Below are 17,713 nucleotides of genomic sequence, written 5' to 3' on the forward strand. Positions count from 1 at the left end.
ATAGTTACCCCATGAATAACCATTAGCAGATTATCAATTATGTAAATCTTTTGTTTTATGTTCTTTGGTGTGTTGTGACAACAAATGGCTATAGCGTTTAAGCAAAATATTAGAAAGATTAAGCTCATTCATGAAGTGTTCTTCTAATAAGTAACCATCAATATCAACTTTAATATCATTACCACTTTTCATCTTCTGTAACGTAGATTTTACACGCTCCAGCAGGATGCTTTGCTCATGGTAATAGTCCATAAGAAGAGTAACATCCTCTTTATCAAGCTTACTTAATTCGCTGAAGTAGGATTTAAACACTTTATCAGTCTGGTTTAATGCAATCTGTAAGCGAGGCCCCCCTAATGATTTGACATTAATGGCAAAAGGCTCGCCAACAAAATGCTCCGAATTTTCGTCAAAGCCAATATATCTCGTTTTATCAAGAAAAGTGAGAGCGCGATGGTTATTAGCGATTTCATATGCAAACATTGTTCTGATACTGTCCCTCTCAGCCTCCATAGTTATATCATCACGATGATTTGTATAAAATATATTTCCAACAAAGAGAACCATAGCAAGAATCACTGAACTTGCCTCCCAGTTAATATTTTTTAATCGTCGCTTAGTAAACATACCGCACCTTAATTATCAAAAATATTCCTTCAGTGTTATCTGGTTAGCCTAAACCAAGTCATTAAAGTCTGCAGGATATCATATACATAAAATGTATTGATTAGAATTTGCACTAATAAAATAATGCTTTACTAAAATCTACTCCAGACACAGAGCGGCCTGTCAGATTAGGCTTTACTCTGTGCCATAGATATGTTTGCTCACTCCAGAGATCATACAACTTATTGCGGCATTTCCGGCCATTCAGGATTTGCAGGATCCACACGACTGACCAGAACGCTGTAACGCTCCCATGCATCCAGTCGGCTACGCTCCTCATCTGTTGCCATGTTCAGTCTGACCGCGCGCTCCAGCGGCAAAATCACGGATTCAGCATCTGCAAGAAGTCTGGCTTTCCGGTTTTCTGCCTGCTGCAGCAATTCCTCTGCCGTATAAATGCGTTTAATCACTTTGCCGTCCTTAAACATCCAGTTCCCTGAAATGTCCGCCCGTCGGTTAGCAGTAATATCCGCCACTTCAACAACACTTAATCCATCCGGTCTGATAGCTGTCACATCCTTTTCCACATAGCGGATGATATTATCTTTGTCGTACGCTATTTTTAGCGTGTCATCAGCAAAATACTTTTGTTCTTCGTACCAGTTCTTACCATCTTCTGAAAAAAACCAGACAACATCAAAGTCTTTTGTCAATTGATATTGTTCAACCGTTTTTGGATTACCCGCCGTAATATTTTTTAAATGCTGCATAAATTATACCTGCGCCACGTTATACCATGTCCCGTTAATGTATTTCTGAACCGGTCTGTAATATACACCACCAATGTTATCGGCAGAGTTTGAGCCGGTATCCTGAACAATAATGCCGGAATATACACACCCGGACGGTGCCTGATGTGTCCATGTCATGCCATTGTTCGCAGGTTTGTATGTGGCAGCACCACCAAGCCGGATATCCCGGACATAGCGGGAATCAAAGTTACCGTAATCCGAGGGATTAACACGCCCCGTAATATTTATGGTTTTATTACTTTGAATACTTCCCGAGACAAAGCGCATAACATGGACGCTATTAGCATAAACATCCAGATTACCATCACCATTTTGTTTAAAGCCCGTGTCATTATCACCCAAAACAATCGAATTACCGCCAAGAGCACTGGATGTTCCTATACCCAGAGCACCATTCAATTGACCACCAGATAACGGCAGTGCACCGACATCTCCCGCTGTAGGTTTTCGCGTTGTGGTATAAAACTCAGACCAGTCAGCCTCGAATCCGTAACCGTCACGAGCAGAACGATAAAAAATACCGCCGTTCTTATAATTAACGCGGAACTGGGCGGCGGGACAACTTCCTTCACCGATATTAAAATGAAGAATTAACGTTGATGCCCCACCAGTAGTTGCGTTATAGGCTCCGCTACTCCAGTTCCACCCAACGGCTTTATCATTCGCAACGGTGTCTCCTGTTTTTCCTGAAGCAAATGCACCAATATTTTTCGGCGTCAGGTTAATATCTGATGTTCCATCAAACGAAACGTTATTAATTTTACGGGCTGTTTTCAGCTTTGTTGCTGTCGCCGCATTGCCGGACAGTTCACCAGAAAGGCCAGCACTGAATGTCTGTTTCGCGCCCCATGTCTGGGCTTCGTCAATGATTGGTACTCGTCTTGCTGTGATCGTGCGGCTTCCCGGATTTCCTGAAATACGCACCATAAAAAATCGGTAGTTCGCTTTACTTACAGTGCTGCGCCATACATGCATTGAGCGCCCCGTACCGGAATCATCACTCGGACCAACTGCGATGTTTATCAGGTTGCCATCAATGACGCCCCAGTCCATACCGTCGGGAATATTGGTCATATTATCCAGCCTAACGGTTATCAGACTGCCCGGCACAAAATCGTAGGTCTGCCAGTCCAGGCTGGTGAGCTTTGCCACAGCACCGCCGATACCCAGATTCAGGGGAAGTGAATACGAGGTGTAGACTTCCCGCCATTCGCTCCATGAGCTGCCGGTAAAGACGCGCTCAAAGGTGCGGCCTTTAAGGGTTGTACCTGTTCCGGCAGTTGTATAACGCTGCCATACATTAACACCATCAAACCGCCTCAACACTTCCAGAATGCCGAGTACAGTCACGCCGTTTCCGTCCAGTACTGGACCGTTGGTCGCTTTACCTGTAACGCTGTAAATACCTGGTGAGGTTACATCATTCAAATCACCTTCGTAATAACGACTCTCTGACTGATGACCGACTCTTAACCACGGTTCCCACTGCGGATTTGATGCATCCCAGCTTGCCGCAAGGCAGCGGACATACATATTTCCACGGCGAGTGGTATAACGTTGCGTTCTTCCATAATTTCCGCCTTCGAGGATCTCAAGCATCCCCTGAGCAAAGCCGCCTTCCTCTGGATAATTGCGTTCATATGAAGCTATAGCCGAGCTACTGTTACGCCATAAACCAAGATGTTCGGCGGCTCCAAGCGTATTCAGGTCTATAGTCGTACTCAAAGGGCGGGTAGCTGATTGAGTGTGACGCCATATGCCCCACGGACCATCAGAGCCATTCCACTTATTGGCGAGTCTGCGTATGTATACATTGCCGTCTCTCGTGGTGAAGCGTTGCGTACCTGCAAAATTGCCGGCAGCAAAAACCTCAAGCACACCGACAGCATTATCTTCCGGGAAATTTTTCTCCAGTGTTGCGTTAGTTGAGGTAGTTTTAGACCAGATTCCCAGATAAGCCTTAACGGGACCAAATGTATTCAGATCAGCATCAAGCGGCATTTCGCCATTGTTTTTCATAAACGTCAGGCTGGTAACGCCAACATTGTCCAGAAAAGCGTCCTTATCTGGAATATCGCCACCGTTCTGGTCTTTCTGCAGACGTTTCTCAGCATTGTCATAGGCTGCTTTTACTGCCTTTGGCGTTGCAGCCTGCTTTTCACTGGTGCTGTTTGTTGCACTGCTTAACTGAGTAAAACCTTTTTCTGTCAGCGTGGCGTCAGGATGGCGGCGGGACTGCTCATGCTCTGCGATTTTGTCATCGACGTAATCCTGCGTCGCCATCACTGTGCTGGCATCAATACTCAGCTCAACGGACGCCACGTTGCTGAGAATAATAACCATGCGGCAGGTCTGCGCACGTCCGGAGCCTTCAGCCAGTTCTGGCTTATAGCTTTCTGCCATGTTGGATACCGCAATCAGTGTTCCGGCATCGTCATACAGACCAAGCTCACGCATCCAGAAGCCGCCCACTTCTGGCGGAACAACCAGTTCAGCCACGATATAGTTTTTATTCTTGTTATCCACACTGACTTTATTCAGTGCATGACGCCAGACTTCATGCACCAGTTTCGTCTGACCGGCATCCGGCACCGGCAATTGGCCATTACCGTCACCCACAGCCATTGCAGACAGGTTTACTTTTTTCCCGCCGGGAACAGTGGCGGCTGCCAGCTTCGCGGCTCCGGCAGTAGTGATAACGGTTTTAAATTTCGTGCTCATTGTTTCTCACTTATCCGGGATAAACAGTAATAACATCACCATCACAGACCACACCGCCTGTATACAGACAGCCGGGAATGTCCTGGATAATGTTCAGACCGATAAGGTGGCGACTTGCGGGTTTGGCATCGGCAATAAGCCGTTCCATTTCCAGATACATCTCCTCCGTGATGCCGCTTTCCAGTACGCCGATATCAAGGCGGAAGGTTCCGGGCGGGTCGTTTGTCTCCCACCATTCCTTTACGTTAATGAGATAGCCGAGCGGCTCCACCACACGCCGGATTGCGCCGACAGTGCCTTTATGACAGTGGATGAAATAGGCATCGCGGATAACGGCGCGTTTTGTCGCTTCCGGCCACTTTTCATCCCACCTGTCGACCGAAAATGACCACGCCAGCCACGGCAGCAGATTTGCCGGGCAGGTGTCCGGGTTCCACAGCTCACGAATACTGACCGGCGTTTTTTCAATTTCCGCACAGGCTTTTGCGGCGGCAACTTCAAGCGGCGATGAGCCGGTTGGCAGCAGGCGCGAATCACTCATCCGAGCCTCCGGTCACGACGCGGTATTCGGTGCAGAAAGACGCCTGCGTATTGTTAAGCACGATGTCGGCCAGCGGTGCAGCCAGTTCGACACGCTGCACGCCTTCCACATGCAAAGCGGCATAAATGGCAGACAGACGGATGTCGCGCCCCAGCCGGTGCTGTGCCGTGATGTACGCTTCCAGTTTTTTCACGGCAGCAGCGCGGATGGGTTCGCTTTCTGGACCAGGGTAAAGATACAGCGTGGCGTTTATCTGGTATTCAACAATGGCGGCAGACTGCACGGTCACACGGTCAGCCACCGGCCTGACGTCCTCGCCATTAAGGGCGTTACGCACCACAGCCAGCAGGTCTTCGGATGCCACACCGTTATTTTCACGTGACAGCACGGAGATGGTGACGCAGGCCGGAGACGGACTGGTAACAGAGATATCCGCGACACGCCCGTCAGCACTGCGACCATGATACTGATAGGCACCCACCGACCCGGCGACGCTTAAACCTTCAAAGGCCTGCTGAATACGCAGACGATAATCGGTGTCAGATTCCATCACTGCCGGTGTCGGCGGAATGGTCGAATCATCTGCCGGGGTGATAGTCAGGCGCGTGGTGTTGTAATTGGCACCAATCACATCAAGGTCATTACCGGCGGCACAGGCCAGCATTACCGCCCGTGCAGCCTCATTCACACGCTGACGCCAGATAAGCTCACGATAAGCATTTTCCTCCAGCAGTTTGACGAGAGGCTCAGATTCCAGCGTCAGGGTACGGGCGACCGCCTCCTGCTGGTCTTCCGGGTAAAGGGAAATCAGTGTCGCCTTGCGTTCGGCGAGAATGGTTTCAAAGTCCAGCTCCTCAACCACATCCGGTGCGGGTAGCTGGTTCAGGTCGATAATCGGCATGGTTTCAACTCACAGGGATGGTTAACGAAAGTGGCTGGCCGGTGTCGTTATGCTGGCCGGTTAACGTAACTGTCATTCGACCGTCAAAGCTGCGCGCCGTGGTGACGGATGACAGGGTGACGCGGGGTTCCCATTTCAGCACCGCCATGTAACAGGCGACCTTAATCTGCAACTCAAGCGCCGGAGTCTGCGGCTGGTCAATCATTGACGCCAGCAACGAGCCGTAATCACGACGCATCACCCGCGAGCCGACCGGTGTGCGCAGGATATCGCCGATACTCTGGCTGATATGCTCAAGGTCAGTGACAGTCAGGCCATCACTGCAATTCATTCCGAGATAACGCGCTGTCATAGAGGGCTCCCGGTTGTGCCGCCGCTGTCGCCGGGGTGTTTATGGGTATGCAGCACCTTACCGTTTGATGAGAGTTCACCACCGGTGTGTTCAATGTTGCCGCGCATCGTCCCACCCTTCTGCACTTCCAGCGTGCCGGTAGTCAGTTTGTTAGTGCAGACCACCTCCGGTGTGTCCAGGGTGACGCGGGTTGATGCTTTCACCATGACCACCGGCACCGTGGCAGTAACAGAATCAGAAGCCGTCACGCTGGCCGTTTTAATTCCGCTTACCGTGAGTGCACTGGTTTCGGGTTCATACTCAATCACCGCCCCGTCAGGGAAACGGATATGCAGGGCATCCGCCGACGCAGACGGCGCGGGGTTATCGCCGGAATAAATCCCCGGCAGAACGAACGCCGTGTCGAGTTCACCGCCCACGGCCAGAATCAGCACCTGTTCCCCCACGGAAGGTGCCCACCATGTGCGCGAACGTCCGGCGCGATGGGTCAGCCACTGCAGCCAGTCGGTACACATGCCGCCGGTCTGCACACGGCAGCGACCGGCGTTAAGGTCGGTTTCGACGATAACGCCGGTGCGAATCATGTTGCGCAGTGCGCGCGCGAGTTCCTGAATATTTGCGAGAGTGTTCATAACGGGAAGGATGCCGCCGGGTCATACCGGCGGCAATGTGACGATGAGGTGTCGGGAATGGCACAACTAACGGTCGAGGTGAGCCAGGATAATCTCTTCAATCATCTGCACATCCTCACCGGTAAAGCCGAGCAGAGGACGCGCCGGATAATCAATTTTCTTACCGTCTTTCCGGTTTTCTTCCGACAGACCGAACTGATGCACGCTGGCGATTTTCGGTGACTTCCCGCCGTAAAACTCCATTGATGCCTGTTCCGGGCTGGCGCGGATATGCAAAAAACGACTGGTGATAAGTTTCGCAAACATTTTTCGCTTAACGCGACCGGTCTTTTTTCTGGCGCTCTGCTGCTGGCGTGGCGCGTAGGGTGTGCCGTCCGGGGCTTTCTGTGCCATCACCCGACGCTGCTGACTCTGACGCAGACGTTTCGCCAGTTCGGCACTCAGTCGTCGACGCCCTGACGGTGACAGCGATTCAATAAGTCCGGTCAGCCGGTCTTCAAAACGCTTAAACTCATTCATCCCACTTGCTCACCAGTTCGCCATTGATATAAAGCTCCACCGGGCGGGTGACCGGCTCCGGCGGCGGAGGTTCCGGGATATTCTTCACATGCAGTGCGCCGTCCACCTCACTGACCAGCGTTCGCTCGGTCAGCATCAGGCTGATGCTGATATCAAAGCTGCTGTCATTGTTGATGTCTGCATAAAACGTGAAGCCCTTTTTCTGACCTGCGTCGGTGGTCATGATGTCGGGCTGATTTTCCCGCAGCCACGCCAGCACCGGCACGATGAGCAGGTCAAAATCACCGGTAAAGTCGGTCACAATGACATTGAGCGTGTAACGCTTTTCGAATGACAGCGACGTCGCCAGTGTGGAAGCAATACTCCCGTTATCCACGAATATCCGCAGCATATCGGGGTTAGTTTTCAGCACCGTGACGGCATCAGTCAGCGCCCTGCGCAGGCTGTCGGGTTTGAGCATCGTTTTCGTCCTGACAGTGTTTAATCATTTTTACCTGGCTGGCACAGCGTGCCAGCGCGTTCTCAAGCTGCCGGATATCGGCACTTAAATCGCCGTTCGTCTCCGGGTCACTGCCCGGCATCGGGCAAAGACTCACTTTCGGGCAGGCGTTGTGGACAATCACTGGCGTCGGTGCAGGCGGGGCGCTGGTGCAACCGGCGCACAGCATCAGGCAGGTCAGCGCCATACCAGCGGCGAAAATCCTCGTTTTCATTAAGTAACCTCGTGATGGTTTTCTCGCGCAGTGCTTCACGCTTCGCGGCGTTCTCCAGTTCCTGACGCAGTGCCACCTGCGCCAGCTCGTTTTTGTCTGCCCTGGTGAGTGCAACATGAAGCTGATTTTTCAGCATGGTGATGGTCGTCTGCTGCCCGCTGGCGACGCTGTTCGCCCTGTCCAGTGAGGTGCGCAGGCTGGCGTTTTCATGCTTCGCCAGAAACAGCCCCGCCACCGCCAGCGATAACAACACGACCAGCACAATCATCAGCTTTGACATAATTCCCGCCCCTCAAGACGCTGACGACAGGCTTTACGTATCAGCCGGAAAAACACCGACGCCACGAGGTAAATCAGCGCAGTAAAAATCCACCCGGCAGCGACCAGCGAGATAAACGTCGCCACCATCACCACCAGAGCCGCCGCCCGTCTGCGCCACGGCACCGGCTGCAAAAACAGCGACGCGACAATCTTCACGGCCAGCGATTCCGGCGACAGCTCCCGCCCGTAGCGCTCCAGTACATACTCTGTGGCATACACGCCGACACCACCGGCAACCACACAGATAACCGTCGCCAGAATCGCCCCGGCGGCGACAAAACTGACGGCCACGCTCTGCGGGTAAATCAGGGACAGTGCCAGCATCAGCGCCAGCGACACGTTCAGCATCAGTGAAAGGGATAATTTCTTCATGGTGTTTACTCCGTTTAAGCCGGTACGCCGCCAGCGGTACGCCAGACGGTGACCAGTTTTTCCAGTGAATGCTCACGCTGACCGTAACCGGCTCCCGGCAGGGACGCCCAGATATTGCGACAGCGTGAAATAGCGCGCTCAATGCGTCCCGCCCGGATGTCATCCAGTGCACCGCGTTCGCGGATCAACTGAATGGCGAGCCTGTCCTGTGACAACGGACTGAAATCCGGCAGGGCAAGCTGTTTGCGGTAGTGCGGCCAGAACAGGTAAAGCTGCTGATAGCGACCGGATGCCGTGGACTTTTCACCGCGACGGTTAAACACCTTCGCCGGTCGGCCATGCGCGAACGGGTGGTCACTGTAGTCGGTGAAAATTTCCGGCTTCCCGTCCAGTCCGGTGACTATCACGTCATAGCCCCGGTTTTTCGTCAGCGGATGGTTTGCCGTCCCTTCGGACACGGCCAGCATGTCGAGAAAGGCGGCGATATTCTGATGCGTGTTAATAACCGGCATTACGGTTTCCCCCTGCCCTTAAAGCGGCGCTGAATGGCAATCTCAATCACCTGATAACCGGCGATACCCAGCATGGAGCCGATGCCGCACACCGCAGGCAGTGACAGGTCAGGAAACTGCACCAGAACAACACCGGCAACCATCGAGACAAAACCACCGAGCAACATGCGCCCGATAAACAGACGCGGGGTGATGGGTTCACCACCGGCAAGCACCTTGCCGACAACAATCAGCACCCCAATCATGAAAAGCGACAGGACGCTTTTTTCTTCTGCTGTCATGCGTTACTCCCACAGATTGACAGTTTCAGCCACGGGCGCGGTCTGAACGTCGGGCAGTTCGACGGCGGTGCCGTGTGGCAGCACCGCACCCAGTTCAGCCAGTCCCGGATTTGCGGCGAGCACGGTCTCAACCACGCCCTCAGTGCGCCCGTAATACCGGACACAAATGGCGTCGAGCGTGTCGCCCTGTAGCGCAAAGGTCTTCATCAGATTTGACTCACGATGCAGCGCGGCTTGCCCTGGATGCGCGCCACTGCCCAGCGCATATCCCGCCACAGCTCATCAATGGTGCTGTCAATGCTGTCGGCCTTCTTGTCGCCTTTCGCACTGGCATCCACACCGCGATAACGTTCATAAAGCGACGCGGTCGCCATCGCACACACGGCGCGCTCGTAGTAAAAAACTTTGATGCTTTCACCGTCGATGTCGTCCGCCGGGACGTCCGCCAGACGCGTAAAACCGGCGGCAATTTTCTGTTCGCGGTACTCGTACAGCTCCGCATTCGTCTCCGCCATGCCTGACTTGATGGCCTCACGCAGACGGGCGGGGGCGACGGTCTGCTCAAGGCGCATACGTTCCCGGACGCGCTTCGGGTCGATATCGGGAAAAAAGAACGTGTTTTTAATCACCGGCTCGTCGCCTGCCGGTTGCGGGATGACCACCGTACCCTCACCGGACACGGGAGCCTCCTTTCGCGGAATAATCAGCGTCATCATGACTACCTCTGAAAAGTCGGGCGGTGGACGCCGGTGCAGTGTCAGGTGATTCACCCTCACTGACCGGCGTGCCGCCCTGGCGCGGGGCGCATTCGGTTGTTAACTGGCTTTCTTTTTCGGGCGTCCACGTTTTGCCGGTGTCACGCTCCGGATCTTACGCGGGGCGCGGGTGGCCGCTTTGGGCTGCGGCTCCGGCTTCGGTTTCAGCTCCCGCTCCAGTCGTTCAATCTCTTTTTTGACGCCTGCCTGACAGTCGAGCTGTGTCGCACGTTGCAGGTGAGCCAGCGCACCGGCGGCATCACCACCGTCACGCAGAAACAGACCGGTGATTTTGTGCAGCTTTGCGCGCACTTCATCAGGCATGTCAGCCGTGGCGGTCAGTTCAAGGGTCTCCGTCAGCAGGCGGGTATCCACAGACTCACCGGCAGCGTGAGCGCGCATGGCCGCAAGCGCTACCTCCTCGGTGAACATGTACGGCGGGGTACGGCGGTGTTTACCCGGCATGGTCAGACCGTACTTCAGGGCATAACGGGCAATCTCCAGCGCACCGGCAATATCGCCGGTATCCAGACGCCACAGCATGACCGTCATCAGAATGTCATCCTGTGCACCTTTGCCCTGCTCCAGCACGCCGTTCACCCACGGCAACCAGAACGGCAGCAGTTCGCGTTTTTTCGCGGCCTTCAGCTCTTTTGAATAAATCGCTTTCAGTGTGCGCTGGTCTGCGGCGAGCTTAACCAGCATCTGCTCATAGACAGTTGCATGTCGCAGCGGGGCGGCTTCCCGCTGCGCGGTCATCGCTGCCGAGACCCGCATCATGTGGCGCTGTGCGGGACTCGTCATCGGTTACGCTCCCGGCTCTGCGGTCGCTTTAGCCAGTGTGGAGAAATCACCGACCTTAATTTTTTCCACCAGACAACCGGCGGCGTAGTCTTCCACCACGTAATCAATGTTCATTGACTCGTAGTTCTCCACGCGGTCGAGTTTCGGGTTTTCCTCAATCACGCGGCGATGGCTGTCATCCATGTAGTAGATGGACAGGTTTTCCAGCTTTGTGATGAGCATCGCATCCGCCGGGAAGTACGGGACGCGTACCGCCGGCAGGTTACCGATGCGTTTCTGGCTGATGATGACGTCAGCGGCCAGCATTTCGCTGTTGTCCTGCTCCTTGTTGACGATGGGAAAATACTTGTCCGCCAGTAGCTGACGTCCCACAATCACCACAAGGTCAGGGTCTTCCTGATACCACGGCTCAATCAGGTTGTTGGTCGCATCCATCACCAGTGCGTCAAGGCTGGCATAATCACCGCCCTTACCCACGCGGATGACCTCAGAGGTGGTGCGACCTTCCTCGTCAGCGACCTTGCTCATCACGCGCGCCGGGGCTTCATTGCGGTATTTCTGCAGCCAGCCGACCGCCACATCCTGCAGCATCGGATTGCTGCTGCGGTCAGAGGTTCCGGCACGCCTCACGCCGTTAAAACCGGCCATGATTAAATCAAGGGACTGGCGTTTGATAATGGCGTTACGGACACGGAGCTGGAAATCCTGATAACGCGCCCACAGGTCCAGCGTTTTGTAGCGGATATAAAAATCGAAGTTAATCTGGTCGCATTCGTACTTGTTTGACGCCAGCTTCGAGAAGTCCTTCGGCTGACGCTCGGTGCCACCGGCGGTGTCGGTGGTGCTGGCGATGGAGCCGGTGACACCGATGCCAATTTTTTCCCCTTTCATTTCGCTGACCGGCACAATGTTGATGCGGGTCAGAAAGTCAGAGGACTCCTGCATGGTGTTCATCAGGGTCTGGGTGACCGACGGTTCAACGGTGAATTTTTTCGACACATCACCGGCGTCGATGCCGTTCAGTTCGGCAACACGGGACAGGTAGGCATTAAATTTAAAGCGGGTTTCCTGGCGCATAGTTTTTCCTGAAATTAAGGGTTAATCGTGAAGGTTTTCCCGGACTGACTGACGCCGGTCAGCAGTTCGTCATCAGGGCGTCACCGCCACCACCGGTGGCCTTGCTGCGGCGCTGCTGGGTCAGACTTTCGGTGTGGTCGAGACTGTTTTTCAGGCGGGTGAATGCCTGGCTGGTTTCATCCGCCCTGTCAGTCACATCCTGCTTAAGTGCGGAAAAAGCGGTTTCCATCTCAGCGAGGCGCTGCTCAGTGGCGCTCAGTTTTTCCTGCACATGTTCAGCAACAGCGGTCACCGCTTCATGCACGTCATTCAGACGGGCGTCATCGCTGGCCTGTTTGCGGCCAAAAATGGACTTCACCTTTTCGGTCAGGGCGGTGAACACGGTTTCAGGCAGGTCTTCAAATTCCAGCTCAACGGGCGTTGCCACTGAAATCAGGTTTTCAGGGCTTAATTTGAAGCGGTTCAGGGGGTTGTGTTTTGCCGTGCGGCAGAATTCCAGGTATTCCGTGCCGAGGCTTGCCGGGTCATCGGTGACGGCCAGACCCACCAGATAACATTTGCCGGTATTGGCAAAGTTCGGCTGAATTTCCATTGAGGTATAGACCTTCTGCGCGGCCTTGTTCATCGCGATAAGGTCATCGGTCGGGGTGATTTTCGCAAACAGCGCCCATTTGCCTTTCAGCGCCGAATCATCGTCAATCTTTTCGGCCTTCAGTTCGACCACATCGCCATAACGCTTAAAAATACCGTCAGGCAGGACGCCGCGCAGATGTTCCAGGTTAATGCGGCAACCATAGACTCGCGGGTCAAAGGTTTCGGCCATTTCCTGAATATCCTGCGCACTGATGACACGCCCGTCACAGGTGTCACCCTCAACGCCGATACGAAAGAATTTTGAGACTTTTTTTGCCATTGTCAGGAGTCCTGAATAGTGATTAGAGGAGTCACATGTCGGCATCAGTTTCCCGACGATACGCATCCTCCGCCATCAGTCCCGGATGGCTTATCACTGACACAACAGCACCTTAGCGAATCGCGGGGCGCGACTCAGTAGCCTTGCCGTGTATTCATCACGGCGAGGTATTCATGACCATCACCACAGACACCACTCTTTTACACGACCCGCGTCGTCAGGCGGCGCTGCTGTACTGGCAGGGGTTTTCCGTGCCGCAGATTGCCGCCATGTTGCAGATGAAACGCCCGACGGTGCAGAGCTGGAAACAGCGCGACGGCTGGGACAGCGTTGCCCCCATCAGCCGTGTCGAAATGAGCCTGGAAGCGCGGCTGACCCAGCTCATCATCAAACCGCAGAAAACCGGCGGTGACTTCAAGGAAATTGACCTGCTGGGACGCCAGATTGAACGACTGGCACGGGTAAACCGCTACAGCCAGACCGGCAACGAGGCAGACCTTAATCCGAACGTCGCTAACCGCAACAAAGGCGGGCGTCGCAAACCGAAAAAGAATTTTTTCAGTGACGAAGCCATCGAAAAGCTGGAGCAGATTTTCTTTGAGCAGTCTTTCGACTATCAGTTGCACTGGTATCGCGCCGGGCTTGAGCACCGCATCCGCGATATCCTGAAATCCCGCCAGATTGGCGCGACGTTTTATTTTTCCCGCGAGGCACTGCTGCGCGCCCTGAAAACCGGTCATAACCAGATTTTTCTGTCGGCCAGTAAAACGCAGGCGTATGTGTTCCGCGAATACATCATCGCCTTTGCCCGTCTGGTGGACGTTGACCTTACCGGTGACCCGATTGTCCTGGGCAATAACGGCGCAAAACTGATTTTTCTCGGCACCAACTCCAACACCGCGCAGAGCCATAACGGCGACCTGTACGTCGATGAGATTTTCTGGATCCCGAATTTTCAGGTACTGCGTAAGGTGGCATCAGGTATGGCCTCACAGAGTCACCTGCGCTCGACCTATTTCTCCACCCCGTCCACGCTGGCGCACGACGCCTACCCGTTCTGGTCAGGTGAACTGTTCAACCGGGGACGTGCCAGCGCCGCCGAACGTGTGGAAATCGACGTCAGTCATAACGCCCTTGCCAGCGGGCTTCTCTGTGCGGACGGCCAGTGGCGGCAGATTGTCACCATTGAGGACGCCCTGAAAGGCGGCTGCACACTGTTCGACATTGAGCAGCTCAAACGTGAAAACAGCGCCGACGATTTTAAAAACCTGTTCATGTGTGAATTTGTTGACGACAAGGCGTCGGTGTTCCCGTTCGAGGAGCTGCAACGCTGCATGGTCGACACGCTGGAAGAATGGGAAGACTATGCACCCTTTGCCGCCAATCCGTTCGGCTCCCGCCCGGTATGGATTGGTTACGACCCGTCACACCGTGGCGACAGTGCCGGATGCGTGGTGCTGGCACCGCCGGTGGTGGCCGGTGGCAAATTCAGAATACTTGAGCGTCACCAGTGGAAAGGCATGGACTTTGCCACTCAGGCTGAATCCATCCGCAAACTCACCGAAAAATACAACGTCGAATACATCGGTATTGATGCCACCGGCCTCGGTGTCGGCGTGTTCCAGCTCGTGCGCTCGTTCTATCCCGCCGCGCGCGATATCCGCTACACACCGGAAATGAAAACCGCAATGGTGCTCAAGGCAAAAGACGTTATCCGCCGTGGCTGTCTGGAATATGACGTCAGCGCCACCGACATCACCAGCTCGTTTATGGCTATCCGCAAGACCATGACCAGCAGCGGACGCAGCGCCACTTATGAGGCCAGCCGCAGCGAGGAAGCCAGCCACGCCGACCTCGCCTGGGCGACCATGCACGCCCTGTTAAATGAGCCACTCACCGCCGGTATCAGCACCCCGCTGACATCCACCATTCTGGAGTTTTACTGATGAGCAAGAAAAAAGGGAAAACACCGCAACCTGCGGCAAAAAAAATGACCGCCAGCGCCCCGAAAATGGAGGCATTCACCTTTGGTGAGCCGGTGCCGGTGCTCGACCGCCGTGACATTCTGGATTACGTCGAATGTATCAGTAACGGCAGATGGTATGAGCCGCCGGTCAGCTTTACCGGTCTGGCAAAAAGCCTGCGTGCTGCCGTGCATCACAGCTCACCGATTTACGTCAAACGTAATATTCTGGCTTCAACGTTTATCCCGCACCCGTGGCTTTCCCAGCAGGATTTCAGCCGCTTTGTGCTGGATTTTCTGGTGTTCGGTAATGCGTTTCTGGAAAAGCGTTACAGCACCACCGGTAAGGTCATCAGACTGGAAACCTCACCGGCAAAATATACCCGCCGTGGCGTGGAGGAGGATGTTTACTGGTGGGTGCCGTCCTTCAACGAGCCGACAGCCTTCGCGCCCGGCTCCGTGTTTCACCTGCTGGAGCCGGATATTAATCAGGAGCTGTACGGCCTGCCGGAATATCTCAGCGCCCTTAACTCTGCCTGGCTGAATGAGTCGGCCACGCTGTTCCGCCGCAAGTATTACGAAAATGGCGCACATGCCGGATACATCATGTACGTCACCGATGCCGTGCAGGATCGCAACGATATCGAAATGCTTCGCGAAAACATGGTGAAGTCGAAAGGCCGCAACAACTTTAAAAACCTGTTTCTCTATGCCCCGCAGGGGAAAGCCGACGGCATTAAAATTATCCCGCTCAGTGAAGTGGCGACGAAGGACGATTTTTTTAATATCAAAAAAGCCAGCGCCGCTGACCTGCTGGACGCACACCGCATCCCCTTTCAGTTGATGGGTGGCAAGCCGGAGAACGTCGGGTCACTGGGTGATATTGAGAAAGTGGCAAAGGTCTTTGTCCGCAATGAGCTAATCCCGTTACAGGACAGGATTCGGGAAATAAACGGCTGGCTCGGCCAGGAGGTCATCCGCTTTAAAAACTACTCACTGGACACTGACAACGGCTGAACATCGCCGCCTGCGGGCGGCTTTTTTACACCCCGTCATCACGCCCTCACACGCTCACCACCGCACAAAACACCCCGCAGACACACCAACGCCCTAGCAGGCCAAGTAAACGCCTTCACGACGCGCTCAGACGCTGAAAAAATAAAATCCGCACCACCGCCAGCGCGCAGTGCTTTCCCCGCCTCGCCCGCCCGCTTCATAGGGCGCTTTTAATGCAATTGCATTAAAACACAGTAACCGCATCAACACTGGTAACAAACATGGAAAAGCATGGCAACTAACACACGCAAAAAAATGCACTTAATGAATGCAGTAATAAAAATCTCAGGAAATTGACAATTCATTTATTTTTTCAAAATCCCAGTTAGTTAAAGGCTCGCTATCATTACAAGCAATCAAAAAATGTCTTAGCTCTAACAGCAAGTAGTAATAGTAGTTGCCACCAACAAGCGTTAACATTACCATAACAAACAACAAGCATTCCTACACCTACATCAGATGAACAGGTAATTATGATTAATTTAATTATGGGTGGTTTTCCCGACCACTACGACCACTGGAAACCATTCAGCCAAAATAATGGAGAATTCTCATTTCTTTTATCACGAATGTTTGAAAACACCTCCGATGGTATTCGCAAAAAACTATCCCCATTAAGCAGCAATGTACTATCTTATCTTGAAAAACTCCCAACAATATTCATGAGTGAAGCTTATCAAATAGAGGGAGCAAAACCTTATTATGTCGACATACGAATTGGAAGAATTTCAAATATTCACATTAAGGGAAAAGAAATCAACTTCCAATTTGCAATCACCCATACACACAATGAAATCAAAATATCAGACGCCAAAAGTGTTGAAAGCAGTTTAGAACTCGGAACTTATGGCCTTAAAAGAACACACTGGGCCATAAAAGACAAAAATATAGATGATATCCTTAAGACATTTGGTATTAACCAAAATGCACAAGTGGATAGCAGTCCAGCGCCTCTCCCAGACGAAGATAGCACATTATTAACCGTAAATAGTTTACAAGAATTTATTGAAAAAGTTCTCCATATAACAGCAGATATGGATGAGGAGATTTTTTACAGGGGTCATTCAGATTCATCTTATGAACTTGCACCATCTCTTTTCAGAAAATATGAAAATGGGAACTATAAATTTCTACATAATGAAATCAACCTTGTTAAAGAAGCATTGAGCGCAAGACCCTCAGAATTCATTGATGATACATCAATGCTTGATAAACTTGTAAGAATGCAACATTATGGCATACCTACTCGCTTACTTGACATCACATCAAATCCATTAATTGCACTTTATTTTGCATGCAGTAGTATAAATTCCGACAAAAACGATATCGATGGTCAAGTAATAATATTTAAAACACACAGAGAGAACATTAAATTTTTCGATTCCGACACTGTCAGTTGCATATCTAATTTATGCATGCTATCAAAAGACATGAAAGACAAGCTTTCTTTCGAAGAAAGAAATAATGATTTTAACAACTCTCATGCTTGCCTTAAACTCTTAGAATCCATAAAGCATGAAAAACCATATTTTCAAAGCATAATAAATCCAGATGATTTGGAAAAGATAATTTTTGTAAAAAGCAGGATAAATAATGAAAGAATATCATCTCAATCCGGTGCCTTTTTATTATTCGGTAATAACGCCGTTTTTCCTGAGATATCCAACGATCAGGCAGATAATTCACCATACAACTTTAAGACAGAAAAAATAAACATCAGAGACAAAAAGAAAATTTTAAAAGAACTTGCCGTGCTCAATATTACTGATGCCACTGTATATTTAGGATTGGAAAGAACAATGAAACTAATCACAGAAAAATACACATTAAAAAATTAGCATTCCATAACCAAAATATCTCCA

The 17,713-nt window shown here is 52.1% G+C and carries 22 protein-coding genes; 3 read left to right on the forward strand and 19 right to left on the reverse strand.

Features of this window, described 5'->3' with window-relative positions:
• Positions 1 to 33 precede the first annotated feature (33 nt).
• From G434_RS18160 to G434_RS18070, 19 genes are all read right to left on the reverse strand, one after another.
• Complete coding sequence (locus G434_RS18160) at positions 34 to 627, reverse strand: hypothetical protein (RefSeq protein WP_042209895.1); 594 nt, start codon at positions 625 to 627, stop codon at positions 34 to 36.
• Between the two features lie 221 nt (positions 628 to 848).
• Positions 849 to 1,376, reverse strand: a complete 528-nt coding sequence (locus G434_RS18155) for a tail fiber assembly protein (RefSeq protein WP_001164156.1) — start codon at positions 1,374 to 1,376, stop codon at positions 849 to 851.
• 3 nt (positions 1,377 to 1,379) lie between these two features.
• Positions 1,380 to 4,139 (reverse strand): phage tail-collar fiber domain-containing protein, encoded by a 2,760-nt coding sequence (locus G434_RS18150; RefSeq protein WP_016239047.1) that lies wholly within the window; start codon positions 4,137 to 4,139, stop codon positions 1,380 to 1,382.
• A 10-nt stretch (positions 4,140 to 4,149) separates the two neighbouring features.
• On the reverse strand, positions 4,150 to 4,680 hold the full coding sequence (locus G434_RS18145) for a phage tail protein I (RefSeq protein WP_001285345.1): 531 nt from the start codon (positions 4,678 to 4,680) through the stop codon (positions 4,150 to 4,152).
• Positions 4,673 to 5,581: a baseplate assembly protein gene (locus G434_RS18140; protein WP_016239048.1), complete on the reverse strand. Its 909-nt coding sequence runs from the start codon at positions 5,579 to 5,581 to the stop codon at positions 4,673 to 4,675. Before G434_RS18140 ends, G434_RS18145 begins: the two co-directional genes overlap by 8 nt.
• Before the next feature lie 4 nt (positions 5,582 to 5,585).
• The gene (locus G434_RS18135; protein ID WP_000127143.1) at positions 5,586 to 5,933 is read right to left on the reverse strand and encodes a GPW/gp25 family protein; all 348 of its coding nucleotides are present in this window, start codon (positions 5,931 to 5,933) and stop codon (positions 5,586 to 5,588) included.
• The gene (locus G434_RS18130) at positions 5,930 to 6,565 is read right to left on the reverse strand and encodes a phage baseplate assembly protein V (protein WP_001093757.1); all 636 of its coding nucleotides are present in this window, start codon (positions 6,563 to 6,565) and stop codon (positions 5,930 to 5,932) included. The genes G434_RS18135 and G434_RS18130 overlap by 4 nt, the downstream gene beginning before the upstream one ends.
• 66 nt (positions 6,566 to 6,631) lie before the next feature.
• A complete protein-coding gene (locus G434_RS18125) occupies positions 6,632 to 7,084 on the reverse strand; it encodes a phage virion morphogenesis protein (protein ID WP_001001780.1) in 453 nt (150 codons plus the stop codon).
• Positions 7,077 to 7,544: a phage tail protein gene (locus G434_RS18120; RefSeq protein WP_000917152.1), complete on the reverse strand. Its 468-nt coding sequence runs from the start codon at positions 7,542 to 7,544 to the stop codon at positions 7,077 to 7,079. Before G434_RS18120 ends, G434_RS18125 begins: the two co-directional genes overlap by 8 nt.
• The gene (lysC, locus tag G434_RS30460) at positions 7,507 to 7,770 is read right to left on the reverse strand and encodes an Rz1-like lysis system protein LysC (RefSeq protein ID WP_225855581.1); all 264 of its coding nucleotides are present in this window, start codon (positions 7,768 to 7,770) and stop codon (positions 7,507 to 7,509) included. Before lysC ends, G434_RS18120 begins: the two co-directional genes overlap by 38 nt.
• Positions 7,652 to 8,077: an Rz-like lysis system protein LysB gene (gene lysB, locus G434_RS30695; protein WP_016239049.1), complete on the reverse strand. Its 426-nt coding sequence runs from the start codon at positions 8,075 to 8,077 to the stop codon at positions 7,652 to 7,654. The genes lysC and lysB overlap by 119 nt, the downstream gene beginning before the upstream one ends.
• Complete coding sequence (locus G434_RS18105; RefSeq protein WP_016239050.1) at positions 8,065 to 8,490, reverse strand: DNZ54_00345 family protein; 426 nt, start codon at positions 8,488 to 8,490, stop codon at positions 8,065 to 8,067. Before G434_RS18105 ends, lysB begins: the two co-directional genes overlap by 13 nt.
• 14 nt (positions 8,491 to 8,504) lie before the next feature.
• Complete coding sequence (locus tag G434_RS18100; RefSeq protein WP_001144101.1) at positions 8,505 to 9,002, reverse strand: glycoside hydrolase family 24 protein; 498 nt, start codon at positions 9,000 to 9,002, stop codon at positions 8,505 to 8,507.
• The gene (locus G434_RS18095) at positions 9,002 to 9,283 is read right to left on the reverse strand and encodes a phage holin family protein (protein WP_000123123.1); all 282 of its coding nucleotides are present in this window, start codon (positions 9,281 to 9,283) and stop codon (positions 9,002 to 9,004) included. Before G434_RS18095 ends, G434_RS18100 begins: the two co-directional genes overlap by 1 nt.
• Before the next feature lie 3 nt (positions 9,284 to 9,286).
• Positions 9,287 to 9,490 (reverse strand): tail protein X, encoded by a 204-nt coding sequence (locus G434_RS18090; RefSeq protein ID WP_000846409.1) that lies wholly within the window; start codon positions 9,488 to 9,490, stop codon positions 9,287 to 9,289.
• Complete coding sequence (locus G434_RS18085; protein ID WP_000988636.1) at positions 9,490 to 9,999, reverse strand: head completion/stabilization protein; 510 nt, start codon at positions 9,997 to 9,999, stop codon at positions 9,490 to 9,492. The genes G434_RS18090 and G434_RS18085 overlap by 1 nt, the downstream gene beginning before the upstream one ends.
• 99 nt (positions 10,000 to 10,098) lie before the next feature.
• A complete protein-coding gene (locus G434_RS18080; protein WP_016239051.1) occupies positions 10,099 to 10,842 on the reverse strand; it encodes a phage terminase small subunit in 744 nt (247 codons plus the stop codon).
• Between the two features lie 3 nt (positions 10,843 to 10,845).
• Complete coding sequence (locus G434_RS18075; RefSeq protein WP_016239052.1) at positions 10,846 to 11,919, reverse strand: phage major capsid protein, P2 family; 1,074 nt, start codon at positions 11,917 to 11,919, stop codon at positions 10,846 to 10,848.
• Positions 11,920 to 11,977: 58 nt separating this feature from the next.
• On the reverse strand, positions 11,978 to 12,832 hold the full coding sequence (locus G434_RS18070) for a GPO family capsid scaffolding protein (RefSeq protein WP_001607695.1): 855 nt from the start codon (positions 12,830 to 12,832) through the stop codon (positions 11,978 to 11,980).
• Positions 12,833 to 13,005: 173 nt separating this feature from the next.
• On the opposite strand from G434_RS18070, the gene G434_RS18065 reads away from it, so the two are divergent.
• The 3 genes from G434_RS18065 to G434_RS18055 all read left to right on the forward strand — a co-directional run bounded on the left by G434_RS18065 (position 13,006) and on the right by G434_RS18055 (position 17,689).
• Positions 13,006 to 14,778: a terminase ATPase subunit family protein gene (locus tag G434_RS18065; RefSeq protein ID WP_000156865.1), complete on the forward strand. Its 1,773-nt coding sequence runs from the start codon at positions 13,006 to 13,008 to the stop codon at positions 14,776 to 14,778.
• Positions 14,778 to 15,812 carry a phage portal protein gene (locus G434_RS18060; protein ID WP_000038161.1) on the forward strand — a complete coding sequence of 345 codons (1,035 nt, stop codon included), beginning with the start codon at positions 14,778 to 14,780 and terminating at the stop codon, positions 15,810 to 15,812. The genes G434_RS18065 and G434_RS18060 overlap by 1 nt, the downstream gene beginning before the upstream one ends.
• Before the next feature lie 512 nt (positions 15,813 to 16,324).
• Positions 16,325 to 17,689, forward strand: coding sequence for an FRG domain-containing protein (locus G434_RS18055; RefSeq protein WP_016239053.1), 1,365 nt, complete (start codon positions 16,325 to 16,327; stop codon positions 17,687 to 17,689).
• The last annotated feature ends 24 nt before the right edge of the window (positions 17,690 to 17,713 follow it).

This window comes from Escherichia sp. KTE172, assembly GCF_000408845.1.
Classification (GTDB): Bacteria; Pseudomonadota; Gammaproteobacteria; order Enterobacterales; family Enterobacteriaceae; genus Escherichia; species Escherichia coli.

Bases quoted from the DNA above. Each gene is read 5' to 3' on its own strand.
- G434_RS18105 (WP_016239050.1), bottom strand. From the start codon at position 8,490: ATGAAGAAATTATCCCTTTCACTGATGCTGAACGTGTCGCTGGCGCTG.
- G434_RS18075 (WP_016239052.1), bottom strand. From the start codon at position 11,919: ATGCGCCAGGAAACCCGCTTTAAATTTAATGCCTACCTGTCCCGTGTT.
- G434_RS18155 (WP_001164156.1), bottom strand. From the start codon at position 1,376: ATGCAGCATTTAAAAAATATTACGGCGGGTAATCCAAAAACGGTTGAA.
- G434_RS18070 (WP_001607695.1), bottom strand. From the start codon at position 12,832: ATGGCAAAAAAAGTCTCAAAATTCTTTCGTATCGGCGTTGAGGGTGAC.
- G434_RS18125 (WP_001001780.1), bottom strand. From the start codon at position 7,084: ATGAATGAGTTTAAGCGTTTTGAAGACCGGCTGACCGGACTTATTGAA.
- G434_RS18160 (WP_042209895.1), bottom strand. From the start codon at position 627: ATGTTTACTAAGCGACGATTAAAAAATATTAACTGGGAGGCAAGTTCA.
- G434_RS18130 (WP_001093757.1), bottom strand. From the start codon at position 6,565: ATGAACACTCTCGCAAATATTCAGGAACTCGCGCGCGCACTGCGCAAC.
- lysC (WP_225855581.1), bottom strand. From the start codon at position 7,770: ATGGCGCTGACCTGCCTGATGCTGTGCGCCGGTTGCACCAGCGCCCCG.
- G434_RS18065 (WP_000156865.1), top strand. From the start codon at position 13,006: ATGACCATCACCACAGACACCACTCTTTTACACGACCCGCGTCGTCAG.
- G434_RS18145 (WP_001285345.1), bottom strand. From the start codon at position 4,680: ATGAGTGATTCGCGCCTGCTGCCAACCGGCTCATCGCCGCTTGAAGTT.
- G434_RS18150 (WP_016239047.1), bottom strand. From the start codon at position 4,139: ATGAGCACGAAATTTAAAACCGTTATCACTACTGCCGGAGCCGCGAAG.
- G434_RS18135 (WP_000127143.1), bottom strand. From the start codon at position 5,933: ATGACAGCGCGTTATCTCGGAATGAATTGCAGTGATGGCCTGACTGTC.
- G434_RS18140 (WP_016239048.1), bottom strand. From the start codon at position 5,581: ATGCCGATTATCGACCTGAACCAGCTACCCGCACCGGATGTGGTTGAG.
- lysB (WP_016239049.1), bottom strand. From the start codon at position 8,077: ATGTCAAAGCTGATGATTGTGCTGGTCGTGTTGTTATCGCTGGCGGTG.
- G434_RS18120 (WP_000917152.1), bottom strand. From the start codon at position 7,544: ATGCTCAAACCCGACAGCCTGCGCAGGGCGCTGACTGATGCCGTCACG.
- G434_RS18060 (WP_000038161.1), top strand. From the start codon at position 14,778: ATGAGCAAGAAAAAAGGGAAAACACCGCAACCTGCGGCAAAAAAAATG.
- G434_RS18090 (WP_000846409.1), bottom strand. From the start codon at position 9,490: ATGAAGACCTTTGCGCTACAGGGCGACACGCTCGACGCCATTTGTGTC.
- G434_RS18095 (WP_000123123.1), bottom strand. From the start codon at position 9,283: ATGACAGCAGAAGAAAAAAGCGTCCTGTCGCTTTTCATGATTGGGGTG.
- G434_RS18080 (WP_016239051.1), bottom strand. From the start codon at position 10,842: ATGACGAGTCCCGCACAGCGCCACATGATGCGGGTCTCGGCAGCGATG.
- G434_RS18055 (WP_016239053.1), top strand. From the start codon at position 16,325: ATGATTAATTTAATTATGGGTGGTTTTCCCGACCACTACGACCACTGG.
- G434_RS18100 (WP_001144101.1), bottom strand. From the start codon at position 9,002: ATGCCGGTTATTAACACGCATCAGAATATCGCCGCCTTTCTCGACATG.
- G434_RS18085 (WP_000988636.1), bottom strand. From the start codon at position 9,999: ATGATGACGCTGATTATTCCGCGAAAGGAGGCTCCCGTGTCCGGTGAG.